15 protein-coding genes are annotated in these 17,982 nt (G+C 34.8%); 10 read left to right on the top strand and 5 right to left on the bottom strand.

Features of this window, described 5'->3' with window-relative positions; translation table 11 throughout:
• Nucleotides 1–268 precede the first annotated feature (268 nt).
• A complete protein-coding gene (locus tag GXM16_RS16215; protein WP_163395542.1) occupies nucleotides 269–655 on the top strand; it encodes a secretion protein in 387 nt (128 codons plus the stop codon).
• A 51-nt stretch (nucleotides 656–706) separates the two neighbouring features.
• Here GXM16_RS16215 and GXM16_RS16210 read toward each other — a convergent pair whose 3' ends face one another.
• Complete coding sequence (locus GXM16_RS16210; protein ID WP_163395541.1) at nucleotides 707–1,153, bottom strand: hypothetical protein; 447 nt, start codon at nucleotides 1,151–1,153, stop codon at nucleotides 707–709.
• Between the two features lie 216 nt (nucleotides 1,154–1,369).
• On the opposite strand from GXM16_RS16210, the gene GXM16_RS16205 reads away from it, so the two are divergent.
• Nucleotides 1,370–1,741, top strand: coding sequence for a flagellar motor protein MotB (locus GXM16_RS16205; RefSeq protein ID WP_163395540.1), 372 nt, complete (start codon nucleotides 1,370–1,372; stop codon nucleotides 1,739–1,741).
• Nucleotides 1,742–1,790: 49 nt separating this feature from the next.
• On the opposite strand, the gene GXM16_RS16200 is transcribed toward GXM16_RS16205, so the two are convergent.
• Entirely contained in the window at nucleotides 1,791–5,231 is a 3,441-nt protein-coding gene (locus tag GXM16_RS16200) for a methylmalonyl-CoA mutase family protein (RefSeq protein WP_163395539.1), read from the bottom strand.
• A gap of 214 nt (nucleotides 5,232–5,445) precedes the next feature.
• Nucleotides 5,446–6,015, bottom strand: a complete 570-nt coding sequence (locus GXM16_RS16195) for a Crp/Fnr family transcriptional regulator (RefSeq protein ID WP_163395538.1) — start codon at nucleotides 6,013–6,015, stop codon at nucleotides 5,446–5,448.
• Between the two features lie 237 nt (nucleotides 6,016–6,252).
• Between GXM16_RS16195 and GXM16_RS16190 the strand changes: the two genes are divergently transcribed.
• The 3 genes from GXM16_RS16190 (at nucleotide 6,253) to purU (ending at nucleotide 9,218) form a co-directional block, all read left to right on the top strand.
• Nucleotides 6,253–7,356 carry a pectate lyase family protein gene (locus GXM16_RS16190; protein WP_163395537.1) on the top strand — a complete coding sequence of 368 codons (1,104 nt, stop codon included), beginning with the start codon at nucleotides 6,253–6,255 and terminating at the stop codon, nucleotides 7,354–7,356.
• Nucleotides 7,357–7,614: 258 nt separating this feature from the next.
• The gene (locus GXM16_RS16185; RefSeq protein WP_163395536.1) at nucleotides 7,615–8,334 is read left to right on the top strand and encodes a DUF4197 domain-containing protein; all 720 of its coding nucleotides are present in this window, start codon (nucleotides 7,615–7,617) and stop codon (nucleotides 8,332–8,334) included.
• Between the two features lie 29 nt (nucleotides 8,335–8,363).
• Nucleotides 8,364–9,218, top strand: a complete 855-nt coding sequence (purU, locus tag GXM16_RS16180; protein ID WP_163395535.1) for a formyltetrahydrofolate deformylase — start codon at nucleotides 8,364–8,366, stop codon at nucleotides 9,216–9,218.
• A gap of 76 nt (nucleotides 9,219–9,294) precedes the next feature.
• Here purU and GXM16_RS16175 read toward each other — a convergent pair whose 3' ends face one another.
• Nucleotides 9,295–11,997: an SdiA-regulated domain-containing protein gene (locus tag GXM16_RS16175; RefSeq protein ID WP_163395534.1), complete on the bottom strand. Its 2,703-nt coding sequence runs from the start codon at nucleotides 11,995–11,997 to the stop codon at nucleotides 9,295–9,297.
• Nucleotides 11,998–12,173: 176 nt separating this feature from the next.
• The gene (locus tag GXM16_RS16170) at nucleotides 12,174–13,343 is read right to left on the bottom strand and encodes a proline dehydrogenase family protein (protein WP_163395533.1); all 1,170 of its coding nucleotides are present in this window, start codon (nucleotides 13,341–13,343) and stop codon (nucleotides 12,174–12,176) included.
• A gap of 291 nt (nucleotides 13,344–13,634) precedes the next feature.
• Between GXM16_RS16170 and aroB the strand changes: the two genes are divergently transcribed.
• From aroB to GXM16_RS16145, 5 genes are all read left to right on the top strand, one after another.
• Nucleotides 13,635–14,702 (top strand): 3-dehydroquinate synthase, encoded by a 1,068-nt coding sequence (gene aroB, locus GXM16_RS16165; RefSeq protein WP_163395532.1) that lies wholly within the window; start codon nucleotides 13,635–13,637, stop codon nucleotides 14,700–14,702.
• Between the two features lie 57 nt (nucleotides 14,703–14,759).
• A complete protein-coding gene (locus GXM16_RS16160; RefSeq protein ID WP_163395531.1) occupies nucleotides 14,760–14,939 on the top strand; it encodes a hypothetical protein in 180 nt (59 codons plus the stop codon).
• Between the two features lie 54 nt (nucleotides 14,940–14,993).
• The gene (locus GXM16_RS16155) at nucleotides 14,994–16,397 is read left to right on the top strand and encodes a type III PLP-dependent enzyme domain-containing protein (protein WP_163395530.1); all 1,404 of its coding nucleotides are present in this window, start codon (nucleotides 14,994–14,996) and stop codon (nucleotides 16,395–16,397) included.
• A 110-nt stretch (nucleotides 16,398–16,507) separates the two neighbouring features.
• The gene (locus GXM16_RS16150) at nucleotides 16,508–17,476 is read left to right on the top strand and encodes a deoxyhypusine synthase family protein (RefSeq protein ID WP_163395529.1); all 969 of its coding nucleotides are present in this window, start codon (nucleotides 16,508–16,510) and stop codon (nucleotides 17,474–17,476) included.
• A 7-nt stretch (nucleotides 17,477–17,483) separates the two neighbouring features.
• Entirely contained in the window at nucleotides 17,484–17,900 is a 417-nt protein-coding gene (locus GXM16_RS16145; RefSeq protein WP_163395528.1) for a DNA primase, read from the top strand.
• The last annotated feature ends 82 nt before the right edge of the window (nucleotides 17,901–17,982 follow it).

Raw genomic sequence — 17,982 nt, 5'->3', positions numbered from 1 at the left:
AAATTAAAAGTCAAAATCAAAAAATATTTAACAAAATATTACTTAAAAAACACAAATCGTTGAATGTTAAAATATTAAAAATTGTTCAAAAAAATAAATCCAGACTCTTACTAAAACCGTATATGCATTAACAAAAACACACAAATACTTTTAATTCAACAACTTAGTGTTAATAAAAAAAAGAATAAAAATTTTGAAATTAAACAACTATTTGTAGTTTTGTCAATACCACGAAAAGAAAATTAAAATTAAAAATTAAAAAAAAGAGATGAAACAAATTTTAAGACTGAGCTTTGTTGTAGCTGTATTTTTAACAACACTAAGTACGTATGCAGGTAATGAAAAAGGAGATTATATTTTGTATATAAAAACCGGAAATGGAAAAGTAGTAACCTTTACATTAAATGCTGATGAAAAATCAAATTTTTCAATCCTTGACGAAAAACAAAATTTACTTTACACAGGAGAATTTTCTGCTAATGAATTAGAAGTTTCAAAAACCTTAAGCCTTGAAACGTATCCTGCCGGAACTTATTACCTAAAAGTTTTGGAAAACAACAAAGTGGTAAACCATAAAATTACCGTTTCTACAAAAAAATCAAAAACAATTGCGTTAGACCAGTCAGTAAACGAAAGTCCTGCTTTTCGTCGCTAATCATATTTTGCCCCCTAATATAAAAACAGCTCCTCCCCAAGGGCTGTTTTTTTATTTATTACCTTTCCGTAACCCATATCCAATTTTTACAAGTTGCCAAAAAAGGTTAACTTCTGATGGAATCACTATTTTTTGAAATTCTTTGTAAAAGCAATAATGCACAAAAGCATACGTATAATCTAAGATATCAATAGCTGTGCAAGTTTGCCTGAATTCCGGCCGTAATTCACTACTGTTGGCAAAACAAACATTTCCGGATTCTTTTTCGCTTGAAAGTAGCAAACCTAAATGATCTGTAAATAATTTAATAATTTCACTATTTAGTACAACCGCTTCAGGAGTTGATTGATTAAAAAGAGTTTCAATAGTAAAATAATTTTTGTTCGTATCCTTTAAAAGTTTTAAAACAACATTCTCTACATCATTATCATCAGAAAACTGAGGAATTTCCTCTACTCTCAAATTGTTTATTTTATTCGAATACTCCTGGATAGTCATGATAAAGCTGGTTTAATCTATAAAGTTTATACCATATAATTTTCATTAGACATTTTTCTGCATTAAAAATGTCTGGAAACTTTTAGATAACACACCATAAATAGTTAAAATTCATAAAAAAAGCATCCAAAAAACACATATATCACTGATTTAGATATATTTGCAAAAACAAAAACAAAAAAAAATACCACAAACGATTCTCTTAAACCGATGCTTATGCAAAAAAGACTTGTTATTTTAATATTAGGGACTATTTTTTCATTCAGCGCTGCTGCCCAAAATGATAAAGTCTTTATTACGGACAAAGTAAGCGACGCATATGCTTATGTTGATGTAATGAAAACGTATGAAAGAATTGCCGCAAAAGGCTATAAGTCGGTAGATTTATTTCAAAAATTAGGAGATTCCTCTTTTTCACATTACAAACTGGAAAAAGCGGCCGAATGGTATGGCAAACTTTTTTCACTGACTTTAGACTTAGCCCCAGAATATTATTATCGTTACGCTGAATCGTTGCGGTTTATTTGCGAAAACGAAAAGGCTGATGCTGTTCTTGAAAAGCTGAAACTGGTTAAGAAGAAGGTTTGATTTTTTATAAAAAAGAAAAACCTCCTAAATCTGAGGTTTTCTTTAAAATCTACATATTCCTTCTATACTGCCCACCAACTTCAAACAAGGCCGAAGTAATCTGTCCTAACGAACAAACCTTTGTAGCTTCCATCAAATAATCAAATAAATTTTCGTTTTTAATGGCGGCTTCCTGTAGTTGGAGCAAATGTTCATTTACTTTTGCTTCGTGAACTTTATGTAAATTGTCCAGCATTGTAATCTGGTATTGTTTTTCTTCTTCGGTGGCACGGATAACCTCAGCCGGAATTACTGTTGGCGATCCTTTTGAACTCAGGAAAGTATTCACACCTACAATTGGAAAATCTCCGCTGTGTTTTAAGGTTTCGTAATACAAACTTTCTTCCTGAATTTTAGAACGCTGGTACATGGTTTCCATTGCACCTAAAACACCGCCTCTTTCTGTTATTCGATCAAACTCCTGCAACACAGCTTCTTCAACTAAATCTGTTAATTCTTCGATGATGAAGGATCCCTGAATTGGGTTTTCGTTTTTCGCTAAACCTAATTCTTTATTAATAATCAGCTGAATCGCCATTGCTCTACGCACCGATTCTTCTGTTGGCGTGGTAATCGCTTCGTCGTAAGCGTTGGTATGCAATGAATTACAGTTGTCGTAAATCGCATACAAAGCCTGCAAAGTTGTTCTGATATCATTGAAATCAATTTCCTGTGCGTGCAGCGAACGTCCGGAAGTCTGAATATGGTATTTCAGCATTTGGGCTCTTTCGTTGGCTCCGTATTTCAGTTTCATGGCTTTTGCCCAGATTTTACGGGCTACACGACCAATTACCGAATATTCAGGATCTATTCCGTTGGAGAAAAAGAACGATAAATTGGGTCCAAAATCGTTGATGCTCATACCGCGGCTCAAATAATATTCCACGTAAGTAAAACCATTTGAAAGCGTAAACGCCAATTGCGTAATGGGATTTGCTCCTGCCTCTGCTATATGATAACCGGAAATCGAAACCGAATAGAAATTACGAACATTCTTATTGATAAAATATTCCTGAACGTCGCCCATTAACCGCAGGGCAAATTCGGTAGAGAAAATACAGGTGTTCTGCGCCTGATCTTCTTTTAAAATATCTGCCTGAACGGTTCCCCGAACCTGAGATAAGGTCCTGCTTTTAATTTCGTTATAAATATCCAAAGGCAAAACCTGATCACCCGTAATACCCAAAAGCATTAATCCCAAACCGTTGTTCCCCTCTGGTAAATCGCCCTGGTAATGCGGGTGCTCTACTCCTTTTTCTTTATATATTTTGTTGATTTTTGCTTCAACTTCTTTTTCTAAATAATTGTCTTTGATGTATAATTCACATTGCTGATCAATTGCAGCATTCATAAAAAAGCCTAATAACATTGGCGCAGGCCCATTGATGGTCATACTTACGGAAGTCAAAGCATGAACCAAATCGAAACCTGAATAGAGTTTTTTAGCATCGTCCAGACAGCAGATGGAAACTCCCGCATTTCCAATTTTTCCATAAATATCAGGACGCAAATCCGGATCGTTTCCATACAAAGTCACACTGTCAAAAGCCGTAGAAAGACGTTTTGCAGGCATTCCCGCACTTACATAATGGAAACGCTTGTTGGTTCTTTCGGGTCCGCCCTCCCCGGCAAACATTCTTGAAGGATCTTCGCCTTCACGTTTAAACGGATATAATCCAGAAGCGAAAGGAAATTCTCCGGGAACATTTTCCTGTAAATTCCAACGTAGAATATCGCCCCAGCCTTCATATTTAGGCAAAGCAATTTTTGGAATTTGCAAATGCGATAAACTTTCAGAATGTGTCGCGATTTTAATTTCTTTATCACGAACCTTGAAACTGTAAACCGGATTTTTGTATTTCGTTATTTTATCTGTCCAATTCAGAATAATTTCCCAATTGTACGGGTCTAAATCCATTTTTACTTTATCGAATTGATTGAGTAAAAGATTTAAGAAAATTCGGTTTTCGTCGTGTTCTGCAATTCCGCCTGGTAAAACAGACGAATCTTCTATTCCTGCTTTTGTAATCTGAGGCACTTTACCAGAAACAGATTCTATCGTTTTAAAGATACCGTATAATTTTTGAGCGACTTTTTGCTGTGCAATTGCAGTTTCATCATAACTTCTGTTATTCTCGGCAATTTCAGATAAATATCGTGTTCTTCCTGGCGGTATCACGAATATCTTTTCGCTCATTTCTTTGGTGATTTCAAAAGTCGATTTTAAGTCAGAATCGGTTTTTTCTGCCACTTTATCCATAATCGCTTTATACAGCGTGTTCATTCCCGGATCGTTGAACTGGGAAGCAATCGTTCCAAAAACAGGCATTTCATCAGGATTTTTATCCCAAAGATTATGATTTCTTTGATATTGTTTTTTAACGTCACGCAAAGCATCAAGTGCGCCACGTTTATCAAATTTATTTAACGCAACTAAATCCGCAAAATCAAGCATATCGATTTTTTCGAGTTGTGTTGCTGCACCAAATTCGGGTGTCATTACATATAAGGAAACGTCTGAATGATCCATAATTTCGGTATCCGACTGACCGATTCCTGAAGTTTCCAGAATAATCAAATCGTATTTTGCCGCTTTTAAAACCTCGATAGCCTCTGAAACATATTTTGATAAAGCCAGATTAGACTGACGTGTTGCCAGCGAACGCATATAAACTCTCGGATTATTAATCGCATTCATACGGATCCTGTCTCCTAAAAGTGCGCCACCGGTTTTTCTCTTGGAAGGGTCCACAGAAATTAATCCAATCGTTTTTTCAGGGAAATCAATTAAAAAACGGCGAACCAATTCGTCTACCAAAGACGATTTTCCTGCTCCACCCGTTCCTGTAATTCCTAAAACCGGGATTTTAGAATTAACATTTATTTCGTGAATTGTTTCAAAAGCCGATTCTGCTATTTCCGGAAAATTTTCTGCAGCCGAAATTAAACGTGCAATTGCGGTTGGTACTTTATTTTCGATATGGTCAATTTCTCCGTTCAGTTTATCTCCAATGGGAAAATCGGCACGTTCAACCAGGTCATTAATCATTCCTTGTAGACCTAAAGAGCGGCCATCATCAGGGGAGTAAATTCTTGTAATACCATATTCATGTAATTCATCGATCTCGCTGGGAAGAATTACTCCGCCTCCGCCTCCGAAGATTTTAATGTGACCTGCGCCTTTTTCGCGAAGCAGATCATACATATATTTAAAGTATTCATTGTGTCCTCCCTGATAGGAAGTCATTGCAATAGCATTTACATCTTCCTGAATAGCCGTATTAACTACTTCTTCAACACTTCGATCATGACCTAAATGAATTACTTCAACACCCGTTGACTGAATAATTCGGCGCATAATATTAATAGCGGCATCGTGTCCGTCAAATAATGAAGCGGCAGTAACAATTCGCACTTTATTTTTAGGAATATATGTTTTTTGAAGTTCCATTTTATGAATATGATAATTTTATAGCGCAATTTACAAAATATTTTATCAATTCAATGAAACGATAATTTTATGTCAGTCAAAAATATTAGTATTGGAAACATAGAGATTACTATCGTCCAAAAATATATTTAAGGAAAACAAAATAAAACATTGATTTTAAATGAATTACTTTACTTGTGAAGTAAAAAGGATTCCGGTCGTCTGAGCTATAAGATTAAAAACTCCTTTTTATTTTTGATAAAAATTCATGAGTGACCCCTAAATAAGAAGACAGGTTTTTATTATTTATTTTTTGGGTCTTTTGGGGATATTTTTTCACAAACTCAATATAACGCTGTTTCGAGGTTTTATTTAACACATCAAGAAGCCTTTCCTGTATGGCAATATTAGCCCTTTCTACCATGAGGATATGAAACTGAATCAATTTTGGAACCTGTTTAAACAACAATGCTTTGTTCGATTTATTGATGACCAGTATCTCACTGTCTTCTATTGCCTTGATATTGTATTTTGTCAATTTTTGGTAATAGAAACTTTCCAGATCGCACATCCATTCGTTCTCAAAAGAAAAGAAAATCACACTTTCTGTTCCGTTTTCATTCAAAATATAGGTTTTAAACCCCCCTTTCAGGATAAAACCTTCGTAAGCATTATTAGAATCCTGAATTTGCAGAAATTCATTCTTTTTTAATTTGATGAATTCTGTTTTTTCAAGTATCAAGCCCCACTCTTCATCTGTAAGAGTGATTTTTCTTTCAATATTCTGCCTTAGTTCTTCGTACATACTTTTAATTATTTCTTAATTAAAATTTCTAAATTTCTAAAATTTGGGAGTGAATTTAAATAATGTAATCGATTACGCAAAAATATAAAAATTATATTATACTCAAATTAAATATGTAAAAAAAATTAAATATTCAATTTAATTACAAAATCATTGAACAAGTTCAATATTTCTGTAAGAATTAATAAACATCTTTGCAATACTATAAAATGTAATAATAACCAAACAAAAACTATCATGACATTTAAAACCAAATTTACTATTTCGCTATTTGCGATTGTTTTAAGCTTTGCAAGCTGTAACACTGAAGACGTTGCTGAGCAAAATACTGATGCTTTAAGTAAAAATCAGACCGCTTCTCCTTCGACTTCTAAAGTAGGAGTTTGTTCTGAAGTTCCGGGATGGGCTTCTCAAAACGGAGGAACAACAGGTGGAGGCACCTCTTCTGAAACCACAGTAACTAATTACTCTCAATTAAAGTCAGCTATTGAAAATAGCTCGGTAAAAGTAATCAAAGTTACCGGTACGATTACCGTATCAGCAAGATTGTCGCTACAAGACCAGACTGGCAAAACCATTTACGGAACCAGTGGAGCAAAATTAGTTTCAACAAACCAGACAAAAGATGGTTCCGGTATTCTAAGTGTAAAAAGATGTAAAAACCTGATTATCAGAAATCTTGTTTTCGAAGGTCCGGGAGCATACGATACTGACGGATGGGATAATGCGATTCTTGATGACTGCCAGAATGTATGGGTGGACCACTGTGAATTCAGAGATGGTGTTGACGGAAATTTTGACATCAAAAACAAATCTGATTACATAACCGTTTCGTATACGAAATTCACTTACCTTAAAGCTCCAAGAGCCGGAGGCTCAGGAGGATCTGACGATCACAGGTATTCTAACTTAATTGGTTCAAGCGATGGTGCTACTGCAGATCGTGGAAAATTAAGAATTACATTTGCACGTTGCTGGTGGGCTAGCGGATGTAAAGAAAGAATGCCAAGAGTACGTTTTGGAAAAGTTCATATCATCAACAGCTATTTCAATAGTTCTGTTAGCAACAAATGTATTGCAGCAGGATTTGAAGCAAACATTCGTGTTGAAAACAATGTTTTTGAAAACGTTAAAAACCCTATTGATTTAATGACCGGCCTTACTGCTGTAACAGTTACATCAGGAAACGTTTTCACTAACACAAGCGGAAACAAGGCAGGAAAAAATACAGCTTTTACACCTCCGTACACTGTTGTACCGCTTTCTACATCAGCTATTAAGAGCGATATTACTGCTAATGCCGGAGCTACATTTTCTGGTAATATTTGCGGATCTTTCTAAGTATAAAAAAAATTATTAAAGAAAAGCTATCCAAATTGGGTAGCTTTTTTTTGTTTTTTAGTTCTAATAAGCCGCTTCTGAAAACCAAAATTTTCTAAAATAGCCCCGATGGGAACGATATCCCGCGCTTTTTTTGCGCGGAATTTAGTGGACAGCGGGACAAAAGTTAATTATGAAACAAAATGTTTGTGCTCCTGGAATAAAATTGTGGCTTTGTTTTTGAAAAGTAGTATTTTTGAAACTTATAAAACCCCATCAATGAAAAAGATTTTATTATTAGCTATTACATTTTCACTTACATCTTGTGCTCAGGTACAACAAACACTAAATCAATTACCTCAATTATCCTCTCAGATTCCGGGAGTTGGCGGTGTAGATATTGCTTCAGGTTTGAAAGAAGCTTTAAACAAAGGAATTACGCAACAAGTAAGCAAACTGACCGCCGTTGATGGTTTCTATAAGAATGAAGCCGTGAAAATTTTAATGCCGGCAGAATTACAAAAAGTAGATGCTACTTTACGAAAAATAGGTCTTGGTTCATTGGCAGATGAAGGAATTAAAGTATTGAACCGTGCGGCTGAAGACGCTGTAAAAGAAGCTACTCCTATATTTGTTTCGGCTGTTAAAAACATGACTTTTACGGATGCCAAAAATATTTTATTAGGCAATGACAGTGCTGCAACAACTTATTTACAAGGCAGTACAACTACAGCTTTGTACGGAAAATTTAATCCTGTAATTAAAAGTTCGTTTGAAAAAGTAGGAGCTGATGTTATCTGGACAAAAATTATCAACAAATACAATACAATTCCGCTGGTGAAAAAAGTAAATCCTGATCTTACTGATTACACAACTAATCAGGCTTTAGCAGGCGTTTTTAAAATGATTGCCGTAGAAGAAAAAGAAATCCGCAACAACATTAGCGCAAGAACAACACCTTTGTTAAAAAGTGTTTTTGCTATGCAGGATAACAAATAAGCCATTAACCGATTAACCAAAAAATTATAATGCAAAAAATAACTATCCTGATTCATTGCAAGGATCAAAAAGGGATTATTGCTGCAGTAACAGCTTTTATTGCAAAAGTAGAAGGAAATATTACCTACATCGATCAGCATGTTGATACGGAACAAAATGTGTTTTTTATGCGATTGGAATGTGATTTGACAAATCATCAAATAAGTATCGAGGCCATAAAAAAAGATTTTAGCCAAACCATTGCTGCTGATTTTGATATGTCATGGGATTTGTATAATCAGGAACAGAAACCTAAAATGGCATTGTTTGTTTCTAAGTATGACCATTGTTTGTTTGATATTTTGGGCCGCTACAGTGCAGATGAACTAAATGTTGAAATTCCGGTAATCATCAGTAATCACAATGATTTACGTTCTATTGCTGAACGCTTTGACATTCCGTTTCATTGTGTTCCTTTTACAAAAGACAATAAGGAAGAAGGTGAAGCCAAACAAATTGAATTGTTAAAGAAATACCAGATTAATTTTATCGTTCTGGCACGTTACATGCAAATTATTACCCCTGGTTTAATTTCACTTTACGAAAATAAGATTATCAATATTCACCACTCCTTCTTACCGGCTTTCCCTGGAGCGAAACCTTACCACTCAGCTTTTAAAAGAGGAGTAAAAATTATTGGTGCCACGAGTCATTACGTAACAGAAGAATTAGACGAAGGTCCGATTATTGAGCAGGATATTGCACGTGTTTCTCATATCCATTCTGTTGAAGACTTTATTATGAAAGGACGTGATCTGGAGCGAATTGTTCTGGCACGAGCCATAAAACTGCATGCTGAACGCAAAACAATGGTTTACAGCAACAAAACAGTTGTTTTTTCTTAAAACCAAAGACATATAAAATTAAAGAAGCCGTTTCAAATAATACGAAACGGCTTTTTCTTTGGAAAATATTTTGATATTATCTCTTAATCACACGGATTGTTTTTCTGTTACCTCCCTGAATTGCAATAACATTGTACACACCGGTTGCATAATTACCTCCAATTGTCTGACTACTAACTTCAGAAATATCATTGAATTCAAAGCTATCAACTAACCTTCCATTCATATCATAAACGTTTATTTCAATTTTATCAGTACTTATTGAGGCTATATCTAACTGAAAAGTTGAACTTACAGGAACCGGATAAGCTACTACTTTAAACGAAACATTTATTTCTGAAGGATTTTCAACACCTAAACTAGGGCTTGTTTTAACAAAAACACCCGGAGAACCAATTTCAGTACTGCTGTTAGCTGCAACAAATGCTCCGTTAGTACCTGCTGCACTCAATTGCGTAACCGCTTTAGTTATGGTTGTAAGTCCGTCTGTATTATCAAATGTTTTGAAAGTACCAGTTGATGAAGCCCCAAACAATACAGAAGCTACTGGCGTACTGCTTACTCCGTTGTATAAATTTACCTGATCTCCACTTCCACTTAAACCAATACCAGATCCTGTATAGTTTCCGATTTTTAAACCTGCTGGCGGATTAGCACCAAACCAGTTCGTTAAAAAAGCTGTAGTTTTTACGGCTAAATCATTCGTTTCAATAAAAATTACAGATTCTCCCGGAGCAATACTTGTAATTCCGTTTAATGCTACAGCTGCTGCAGGCGACTGTGAATTATCATCTACTTTCCATCCTGTAATATCAACTGCTACAGCTTTAGTATTCGTAATTTCGAACCAGTCAGCTCCTACAGGACTGTCACCACTTGACCAGGGAGCTACTTCAGAGATAAATAATTTCCCTGTAGTTCCCGGAGAACCGATTTGATTAGCATCATTTTTGGCAGCAAAAGCATCATTAACACTAACCTGACTTAATGTTGAAATCGTAGCGTTGTTAAGACTTGCTGCGTTATTAAATGTTACATTGGTAGTTGATGTTCCAAAAATAACATTTGCTTTCAAATTTCCACTCGCATCAAATAAATTTACCTGATCGCCTCCTGAACTTAAGCCTATTGAACCTCCTGTGTAACTTCCTACCTGTAAACCTGCCGGTACATTGCTTCCAAACCAGGTTGATTTGAAATTAGCAATGACAGTAGCATTATTTACAGCAGTTGTCTCTAAGAAAATTACAGATTCTCCCGGTTTAATGGTGGTGATACCATTTAAAGCTAAAGCTGAAGAAAATGCTTTAGAATCGTCGTCTACTTTCCATCCGGTAATATCAAGATCAGTTGTTCCGTTGTTCGTTATTTCAAACCAATCAGCGCCAACAGAAGCGTTGCTGCTGGACCACGGCGCTACTTCTGTAATACTAACTGTTGCAATTGGTGCTACTTCATTAGCCACATCTGTAACTGATAAGGTAAAGTTAACAGAAGCATCAGGAGTAGAACCTACGGTTGTATCATCTACATTTACAGTAACAGCATAACTCGTTTTAGTTTCATAATCCAATACTGTTCCTGCTTTAATATATAATCCTGCACCAATGATTTGAAAAGAACCTGCATCTGCACCTGATAATGATAAGGTATTTGTTCCTAATCCGTCATCGGTAACCAAAATATCTGAAATTTTAACTGCTGGTGTAGTGGTGGTATTCTCTAAAACAGAATTTGTTGTGTTAGCTAAAGCAACAGCTGTTGGCGCCTGATTTGGCAAAGCAGAAGGGGCATAAACCCAAAGCTGCGGATGGTCAATGTCTCCACCTCCATTTTCATTTACGATATATAAATTACCATTACGGTCCATAGTCATTCCTTCATGCTGCTGATTAGCTGCATCTAAAGGATTCCCCGGATCTGATACGATAGTTAAAGTACTTGAAATTATACCGTTTGGGTCTATATTTACCACTTTGGCATTTTCCTGGCTTAAAACCAATAAATTATTATACAAAGGCTGACCATTTAGCGCCGGTAAATTCGATAAAGCAAAAACATCCGCAACATCAGAAAAACCTAACAAAGCAGGATCGAAAAGATTTACAGAATTATCTGTTGTAGCAGAACCGTTAGTCGCAGTCCCGGCATTAAAATCGATTCCGGTCTGAAAAATCCCCATTGGAGATATCTCTTTTAAAACAATATAGCCATTAGTCAACGGATCATATGAAAGGCCTTCTGTTCCTGTGTTATTAACAAACGTCCCTAATTTTACGGTTTTCGCATTGCTTCTCGTAAGCGTAGTTCCGGCGGCATAAGTAAATAAAACGACTTGTCTGTCGCGTTCTTCTGTCATTACAAACTGACCATTACCTATATAAGTAATTCCTTCAGAATCATAGAAATCAGTACCCTGAGGACTGCTTCCCTGAGCCAAAGTCATCGTATCGATAAATTGTCCTGTTAGTGAAACCTGAGTAACAGAAGTAGTTCCATCTCCCACAATAAAAAGTGTATTGGTATCCCAATTGTATGTAACCCCGGAAGCTTCCTGAGCCAATAAATTATTTGTTGGATGAGCTGTCCTTGTTGGCTCCGGTAAATCGTATCGTCCCACTCTAACGTAAGTCGAAAGATCTATAGTCTGAGCGATACTATTTTGATTAAACGCTAATATTGCCATAATCGAAAATAATCCTGTTCTTAGATTATAAAATAATTCGGGTTTAAAAGCGATTAAAAAATTGTTTGATTTTAATAGTAAAGATTTTATCATATTAGTAAATTTTAATTTCACACAAATCTATTTAACAGCAAAATTTTGAATTTAATGGAATGGTTACTTTATGATTAACTCTTTGTATTTATCAATTAAGTGAATGTTATGAAACAAGTAAGCACAAAAAAACCGCCTCAGATTATGAGGCGGTTTCTATAATTATCAGGAAAAATTTATTTTCCTTTTCGTCTTTTTCGTTCTGCTTTAATCATTGATAATTCGCGACTCGTTTGTCCAGCTACAGAAGTGTTTTCTTCAGCACGGCGAATTAAGTACGGCATCACGTCTTTTACTGGTCCAAATGGCAGATACTTAGCAACATTATAGCCATTTTCGGCAAGATTGTAACTGATGTTATCGCTCATTCCATATAATTGTCCGAACCAGATTCTGTTATCATTTTTTAAAATTCCTCTTCCCTGCATTAATTCCATCAGTTTATAAGAACTCAATTCGTTATGAGTTCCCGCAAAAATTGACATTGTATCAAGATGCTCTAACATATAAAGTACAGCTGCATCATAATTCTCATCAGTAGCTTCTTTAGAAACACAAATTGGCGAAACATATCCTTTTTCTTCGGCCCTTTTATTTTCTTTTTCCATATAGGCACCACGCACTAATTTCATTCCAATATAAAAGCCTTCTTTTTTGGCAACCTCATGCAATTTTTTCAAATAATCCAAACGATCCCAGCGGTACATTTGCAATGTATTGAAAACAATAGCTTTTTCTTTATTGTATTTTCGCATCATTTCGGTTACCAAATCATCTGCCGCGTCCTGCATCCAGCTTTCCTCTCCATCAATAAGTAACGCTACATCTTTATTATGTGCTTCACTGCAAACTTTATCAAAACGAGCCACAACCCTGTCCCACTCTGCTTGCTCAACAGAAGTCAAAACTTGTTTTTCACCTAACTTCTCATACAATTCAAAACGCCCTAAACCAGTTGGTTTAAAAACCGCAAAAGGAATAGCAAGACGTTCTTTAGCAAATTCAATTGTTCTTAAAGTCATTTCTAAAGCGGCATCAAACTGCTCTTCTTCTTCTTTTCCTTCAACTGAATAATCCAAAACAGATGAAACGCCTTTTGTAAACATTTTGTCTACTACAGTAAGACAATCATCCTCATTCACACCTCCGCAGAAATGATCGAATACAGTAGCGCGAATAAGACCTTCGACAGGAAGATGTGCTTTAATAGCAAAATTAGTAACAGCAGTTCCGATTCTCACTAAAGGTTCGCTGTCAATCATTTTAAAAAGAAAGTAAGCCCTGTCAAGCTCTGTATCACTTTTTAACGAAAAGGCAACCTGAGTATTGTCGAATATTTTTTCCATTAAGTTTAGTTTTGAGGCAAAGATAAAGAGTGTTTTGAATATTATTTAACAAAATCCAGATATTTTTAAAAATTCATAACACTATAATATTAGTTAAAATTAACTGATGGATTCTGGTTTAAAACAATAAAAGAAAAATTCAGAACTTAAAGAGTAAATAAATTTCTTAAAACTTAATCAAGTAAATTTTTAAAGATTATAAAAACTCATTTTAAAACAAATTAGAATCAGTATTTGAATATTATTTAGTTAAAAATGCCTTATTTTGCGGATTCAATTAACCGAAGAATTATGCAGTCTATTCAAGCAAATAATTATTTAGTACATTTTAACCAAAATGCATACGAAGCTTTAAACAACCATTTAAAAGAGAATAAATACTCTAATATATTTGTCATTGTTGATGACAAAACAAATGAGTATTGTTTACCTAAATTTTTACCTTTATTAGAAACCGATTTAACAATCGAAATTATCGAATTTGAATCAGGCGAAGCCAATAAAAATATAGAAACGTGTATTGAGGTATGGAATGTTCTTACTGAATTAGGTGCAGACAGAAAATCGCTTGTGATTAATCTTGGCGGAGGTGTTGTAACAGATTTAGGAGGTTTTGTCGCTTCTACATTTAAACGCGGGGTAAATTTTATCAATATACCAACTACTTTATTATCTATGGTAGATGCTTCTGTTGGAGGAAAAACAGGAGTTGATTTAGGAAATCTTAAAAATCAGATTGGCGTAATTAATGTACCTCAAATGGTTTTAATTGACACGCAGTATCTCGAAACTTTACCACAAAGTGAAATGCGATCCGGTCTTGCAGAAATGCTGAAACATGGTCTTATTTATGACGAGGCATACTGGAAACAGTTTTTAAATCTACAATCAATAGATTACGCAGATTTTGATGAACTGATTTACCGCTCTGTTGAAATTAAAAATGACATTGTAATTCAGGATCCAACAGAAAAAAACATTCGTAAAGCATTAAATTTCGGACATACTTTAGGACATGCTATCGAGGGTTATTTTTTAGAAAGTGAACACAAAACAACATTGCTGCATGGTGAAGCTATTGCTGTCGGTATGATTTTGGAAAGTTATATTTCTTTACACAAAAACCTTATTTCAGCTGAAGAATATACAGAAATCAAAACGGCAATTAAAGGCATTTATGATGATGTAAAATTTGAGGAAGAAGACATAGATCCTATATTAGAGTTGCTTATTCATGACAAAAAAAATGAGTATGGTTTAATTCAGTTTGCACTTATTGAAGGCATCGGGAAGATCAAAATTAATCAATCTGTTGAAAATAAATTAATTCTGGATGCGTTTCAGGATTATAAGTCTTAAAGTTTTTTTAAGGAAAAGCGTTGCATTAGGTATATATTATTTTTTACATTTGCCACAATGAAAACAAACAGCAGACAAAGACATTTCAGCTCTTACAGAAACCGCCTCAATAGTTCTTTATTAAGGATGTTGAACCGTTTTTACAATAGCAGAAGTCCGTTTTGTCTGGACGTTTTTTTATGTTCAAAGGCAGAGCACGAAAAACTGGAAATTGTATTTGCCAATATCAGGGTTTGAATTTAAGATTTAGAGACGTTACTAAATTAAAATACATTCTAAATATTGGACTAAATGAATACAAAATATTCTGATTTAATCAACCAAACCTATTATTTTCCTCAGGAAGAGTTCAAACTGAACAAAGACAACTTATTGTTTCATAATATCGATTTGATGAAATTGGTAGAACAATATGGTACTCCTTTAAAATTCACTTATCTCCCACAGATTTCTGAAAACATCAACAAGGCAAAAGCCTGGTTCAGAAAATCAATGGAGAAAAATAAATACGAAGCAAAATACTACTACTGTTATTGCACAAAAAGCTCTCATTTTGAATACATTATGAATGAGGCATTCAAAAACAATATTCACGTAGAAACTTCATCTGCTTTTGACATTAACATTGTAGAGAATTTACTTGAAAATGGTAAAATCAATAAAAGTACTTATGTAATCTGCAACGGATTCAAAAGAGACGAATACATTACCAATATTGCAAGACTGATCAATAATGGGCATAAAAATACCATTCCTATTATTGATAACTACGAAGAACTTGATTTACTTCAGGGAGAAATAAAAGGTAAATTCAAAATCGGAATTCGTATTGCTGCTGAGGAAGAGCCAAAATTTGAGTTTTATACGTCAAGATTAGGTATCGGATATAAAAACATCGTTTCTTTTTACAAAAAACAAATTCAGGAAAATGATAAATTAGAGCTTAAAATGCTTCACTTTTTTATTAACACCGGAATAAACGATACAGCATACTATTGGAATGAGCTGGTAAAATGTATCAAAGTATACATTGCACTTAAGAGAGAATGCCCTACCCTTGACGGCCTGAACATCGGAGGCGGTTTCCCTATTAAAAACTCACTTGCATTCGAATACGATTACCAATATATGATTGATGAAATTATCAATCAGATCAAAATTGCCTGTGACGAAGCTGAAGTTGATGTACCTAATATTTTTACAGAATTCGGATCATTCACTGTAGGCGAAAGCGGTGGTGCCATTTATCAGATTTTATATCAGAAACAACAAAACGACAGGGAAAAATGGAACATGATTGACTCTTCCTTCATTACCACATTACCTGATACCTGGGCTATAAACAAACGTTTTATTATGCTCGCGGTAAACCGTTGGAATGATACTTACGAACGGGTTTTATTAGGTGGTCTGACTTGTGACAGTGATGATTATTACAACTCAGAACAGAATATGAACGCCATTTATTTACCTAAATATAATAAAGAAAAACCATTATATATTGGTTTCTTCAATACAGGGGCGTATCAGGAAACCATTGGAGGATACGGAGGTTTACACCACTGTCTGATTCCACAGCCTAAACATATTTTGATTGATCGGGACGAAAACGGAATTTTAGCAACTGAAGTTTTCTCAGAACAGCAAACTTCTGATGATGTTTTAAAAATTTTAGGATACACTAAAAAAGCATAAAAAAAATCTGCAAATTAAAAGTTAATCGCTATAAAATTATTAATTTGCAGTATCCCCAAAAAGGTTAAACTTTTAATTCAAAAAAAACAAAAAACAAAAAAAACAAAAAAATGAAAGGACCAATCAGTCAGTTTATTGAAAAACATTACTTACACTTTAACTCTGCTGCCCTGGTTGATGCTGCAAAAGCCTACGAACAGCAATTGGCAAACGGAGCTAAAATGCTGGTAAGTATGGCTGGCGCAATGAGTACTGCAGAAATTGGTAAAATTTTTGCCGAAATAATCAGACAGGACAAGGTTCAGATTATTTCATGTACCGGAGCTAACTTAGAAGAAGACATCATGAACTTAGTAGCACACTCTCATTATGAAAGAGTGCCAAACTATCGTGATTTAACCCCGGAAGATGAATGGGCCTTACTTGAAAGAGGATTAAATCGTGTCACCGACACTTGTATCCCTGAGCATGAAGCTTTCCGTCGTTTACAAAAACACATTTATAAAATCTGGAAAGATGCAGATGAAAAAGGAGAACGCTATTTTCCGCATGAATTCATGTATAAAATGCTACTATCCGGCGTTTTGGAAGAATACTACGAAATTGATTTAAAGGACAGCTGGATGTACGCTGCTGCTGAGAAAAATTTACCTATTATCGTTCCCGGATGGGAAGATAGTACAATGGGTAACATTTTTGCATCATACGTAATTAAAGGAGATTTGAAAGCCTCTACGATGAAATCTGGTATTGAATATATGACATTCCTTGCTGACTGGTATACCAAAAACAGTGAAAACGGAATTGGTTTCTTCCAAATCGGTGGTGGTATCGCAGGAGACTTCCCTATTTGTGTAGTTCCAATGCTCTACCAAGACATGGAAATGCATGATGTTCCGTTTTGGAGTTATTTCTGTCAGATTTCTGATTCAACAACCAGTTATGGATCGTATTCAGGAGCAGTTCCAAACGAAAAAATTACTTGGGGTAAATTAGACATCAACACCCCTAAATTTATTATTGAGTCGGATGCTACAATTGTTGCTCCGTTAATTTTTGCTTATTTATTAGATTTATAGGATATTTATGAAAAGAGTTATAGTAGACTACGCCAAACTTACCAACGAAATTTTAAATCTTTTGGTAGAGAAATTTCCTGACGGTTATGATGATTCGGATGTTATTCGTTTCAGAAATGCTAAAAACGAATTAGTCGAAGCTGTTGAAGTTCGTACTGAAGACACTATTTATTTAGTAAAAATTAGTACTAAACTTGCTGACAGAATCGAAAATTATGATGAAGACGATGATATGGATCTTGATGTTGACACAATCGAACCAGTAAAAGGACTTGATCTTGATGACGATAGTGATGATGACGATGATGATGACAATCAGGATAAACCTGATGCGGATGGTGGAGATGGAGATGACGATGATGACGATGATGATGACAAAGACGATATCGGTGACGAAGATGATGATGAAGACGATGAAGATTAATTCATTGACTAGTCCTGAATAATTGATACAGATTATTAGACAAATATATTTAATTAAACACCTGTAAGAACTTTTTTTGCAG

It is taken from the genome of Flavobacterium limi (assembly GCF_010645075.1).
GTDB classification, from domain to species: Bacteria; Bacteroidota; Bacteroidia; order Flavobacteriales; family Flavobacteriaceae; genus Flavobacterium; species Flavobacterium limi.
The sequence above is the reverse complement of the archived record's forward strand: the minus strand, read 5'-3'. Positions and strand labels throughout refer to the sequence as shown.

What these genes read in the sequence shown, in the direction of transcription:
- GXM16_RS16215 (WP_163395542.1), top strand. Translation starts at nt 269, where the DNA reads ATGAAACAAATTTTAAGACTGAGCTTTGTTGTAGCTGTATTTTTAACA.
- GXM16_RS16210 (WP_163395541.1), bottom strand. Translation starts at nt 1,153, where the DNA reads ATGACTATCCAGGAGTATTCGAATAAAATAAACAATTTGAGAGTAGAG.
- GXM16_RS16205 (WP_163395540.1), top strand. Translation starts at nt 1,370, where the DNA reads ATGCAAAAAAGACTTGTTATTTTAATATTAGGGACTATTTTTTCATTC.
- GXM16_RS16200 (WP_163395539.1), bottom strand. Translation starts at nt 5,231, where the DNA reads ATGGAACTTCAAAAAACATATATTCCTAAAAATAAAGTGCGAATTGTT.
- GXM16_RS16195 (WP_163395538.1), bottom strand. Translation starts at nt 6,015, where the DNA reads ATGTACGAAGAACTAAGGCAGAATATTGAAAGAAAAATCACTCTTACA.
- GXM16_RS16190 (WP_163395537.1), top strand. Translation starts at nt 6,253, where the DNA reads ATGACATTTAAAACCAAATTTACTATTTCGCTATTTGCGATTGTTTTA.
- GXM16_RS16185 (WP_163395536.1), top strand. Translation starts at nt 7,615, where the DNA reads ATGAAAAAGATTTTATTATTAGCTATTACATTTTCACTTACATCTTGT.
- purU (WP_163395535.1), top strand. Translation starts at nt 8,364, where the DNA reads ATGCAAAAAATAACTATCCTGATTCATTGCAAGGATCAAAAAGGGATT.
- GXM16_RS16175 (WP_163395534.1), bottom strand. Translation starts at nt 11,997, where the DNA reads ATGATAAAATCTTTACTATTAAAATCAAACAATTTTTTAATCGCTTTT.
- GXM16_RS16170 (WP_163395533.1), bottom strand. Translation starts at nt 13,343, where the DNA reads ATGGAAAAAATATTCGACAATACTCAGGTTGCCTTTTCGTTAAAAAGT.
- aroB (WP_163395532.1), top strand. Translation starts at nt 13,635, where the DNA reads ATGCAGTCTATTCAAGCAAATAATTATTTAGTACATTTTAACCAAAAT.
- GXM16_RS16160 (WP_163395531.1), top strand. Translation starts at nt 14,760, where the DNA reads ATGAAAACAAACAGCAGACAAAGACATTTCAGCTCTTACAGAAACCGC.
- GXM16_RS16155 (WP_163395530.1), top strand. Translation starts at nt 14,994, where the DNA reads ATGAATACAAAATATTCTGATTTAATCAACCAAACCTATTATTTTCCT.
- GXM16_RS16150 (WP_163395529.1), top strand. Translation starts at nt 16,508, where the DNA reads ATGAAAGGACCAATCAGTCAGTTTATTGAAAAACATTACTTACACTTT.
- GXM16_RS16145 (WP_163395528.1), top strand. Translation starts at nt 17,484, where the DNA reads ATGAAAAGAGTTATAGTAGACTACGCCAAACTTACCAACGAAATTTTA.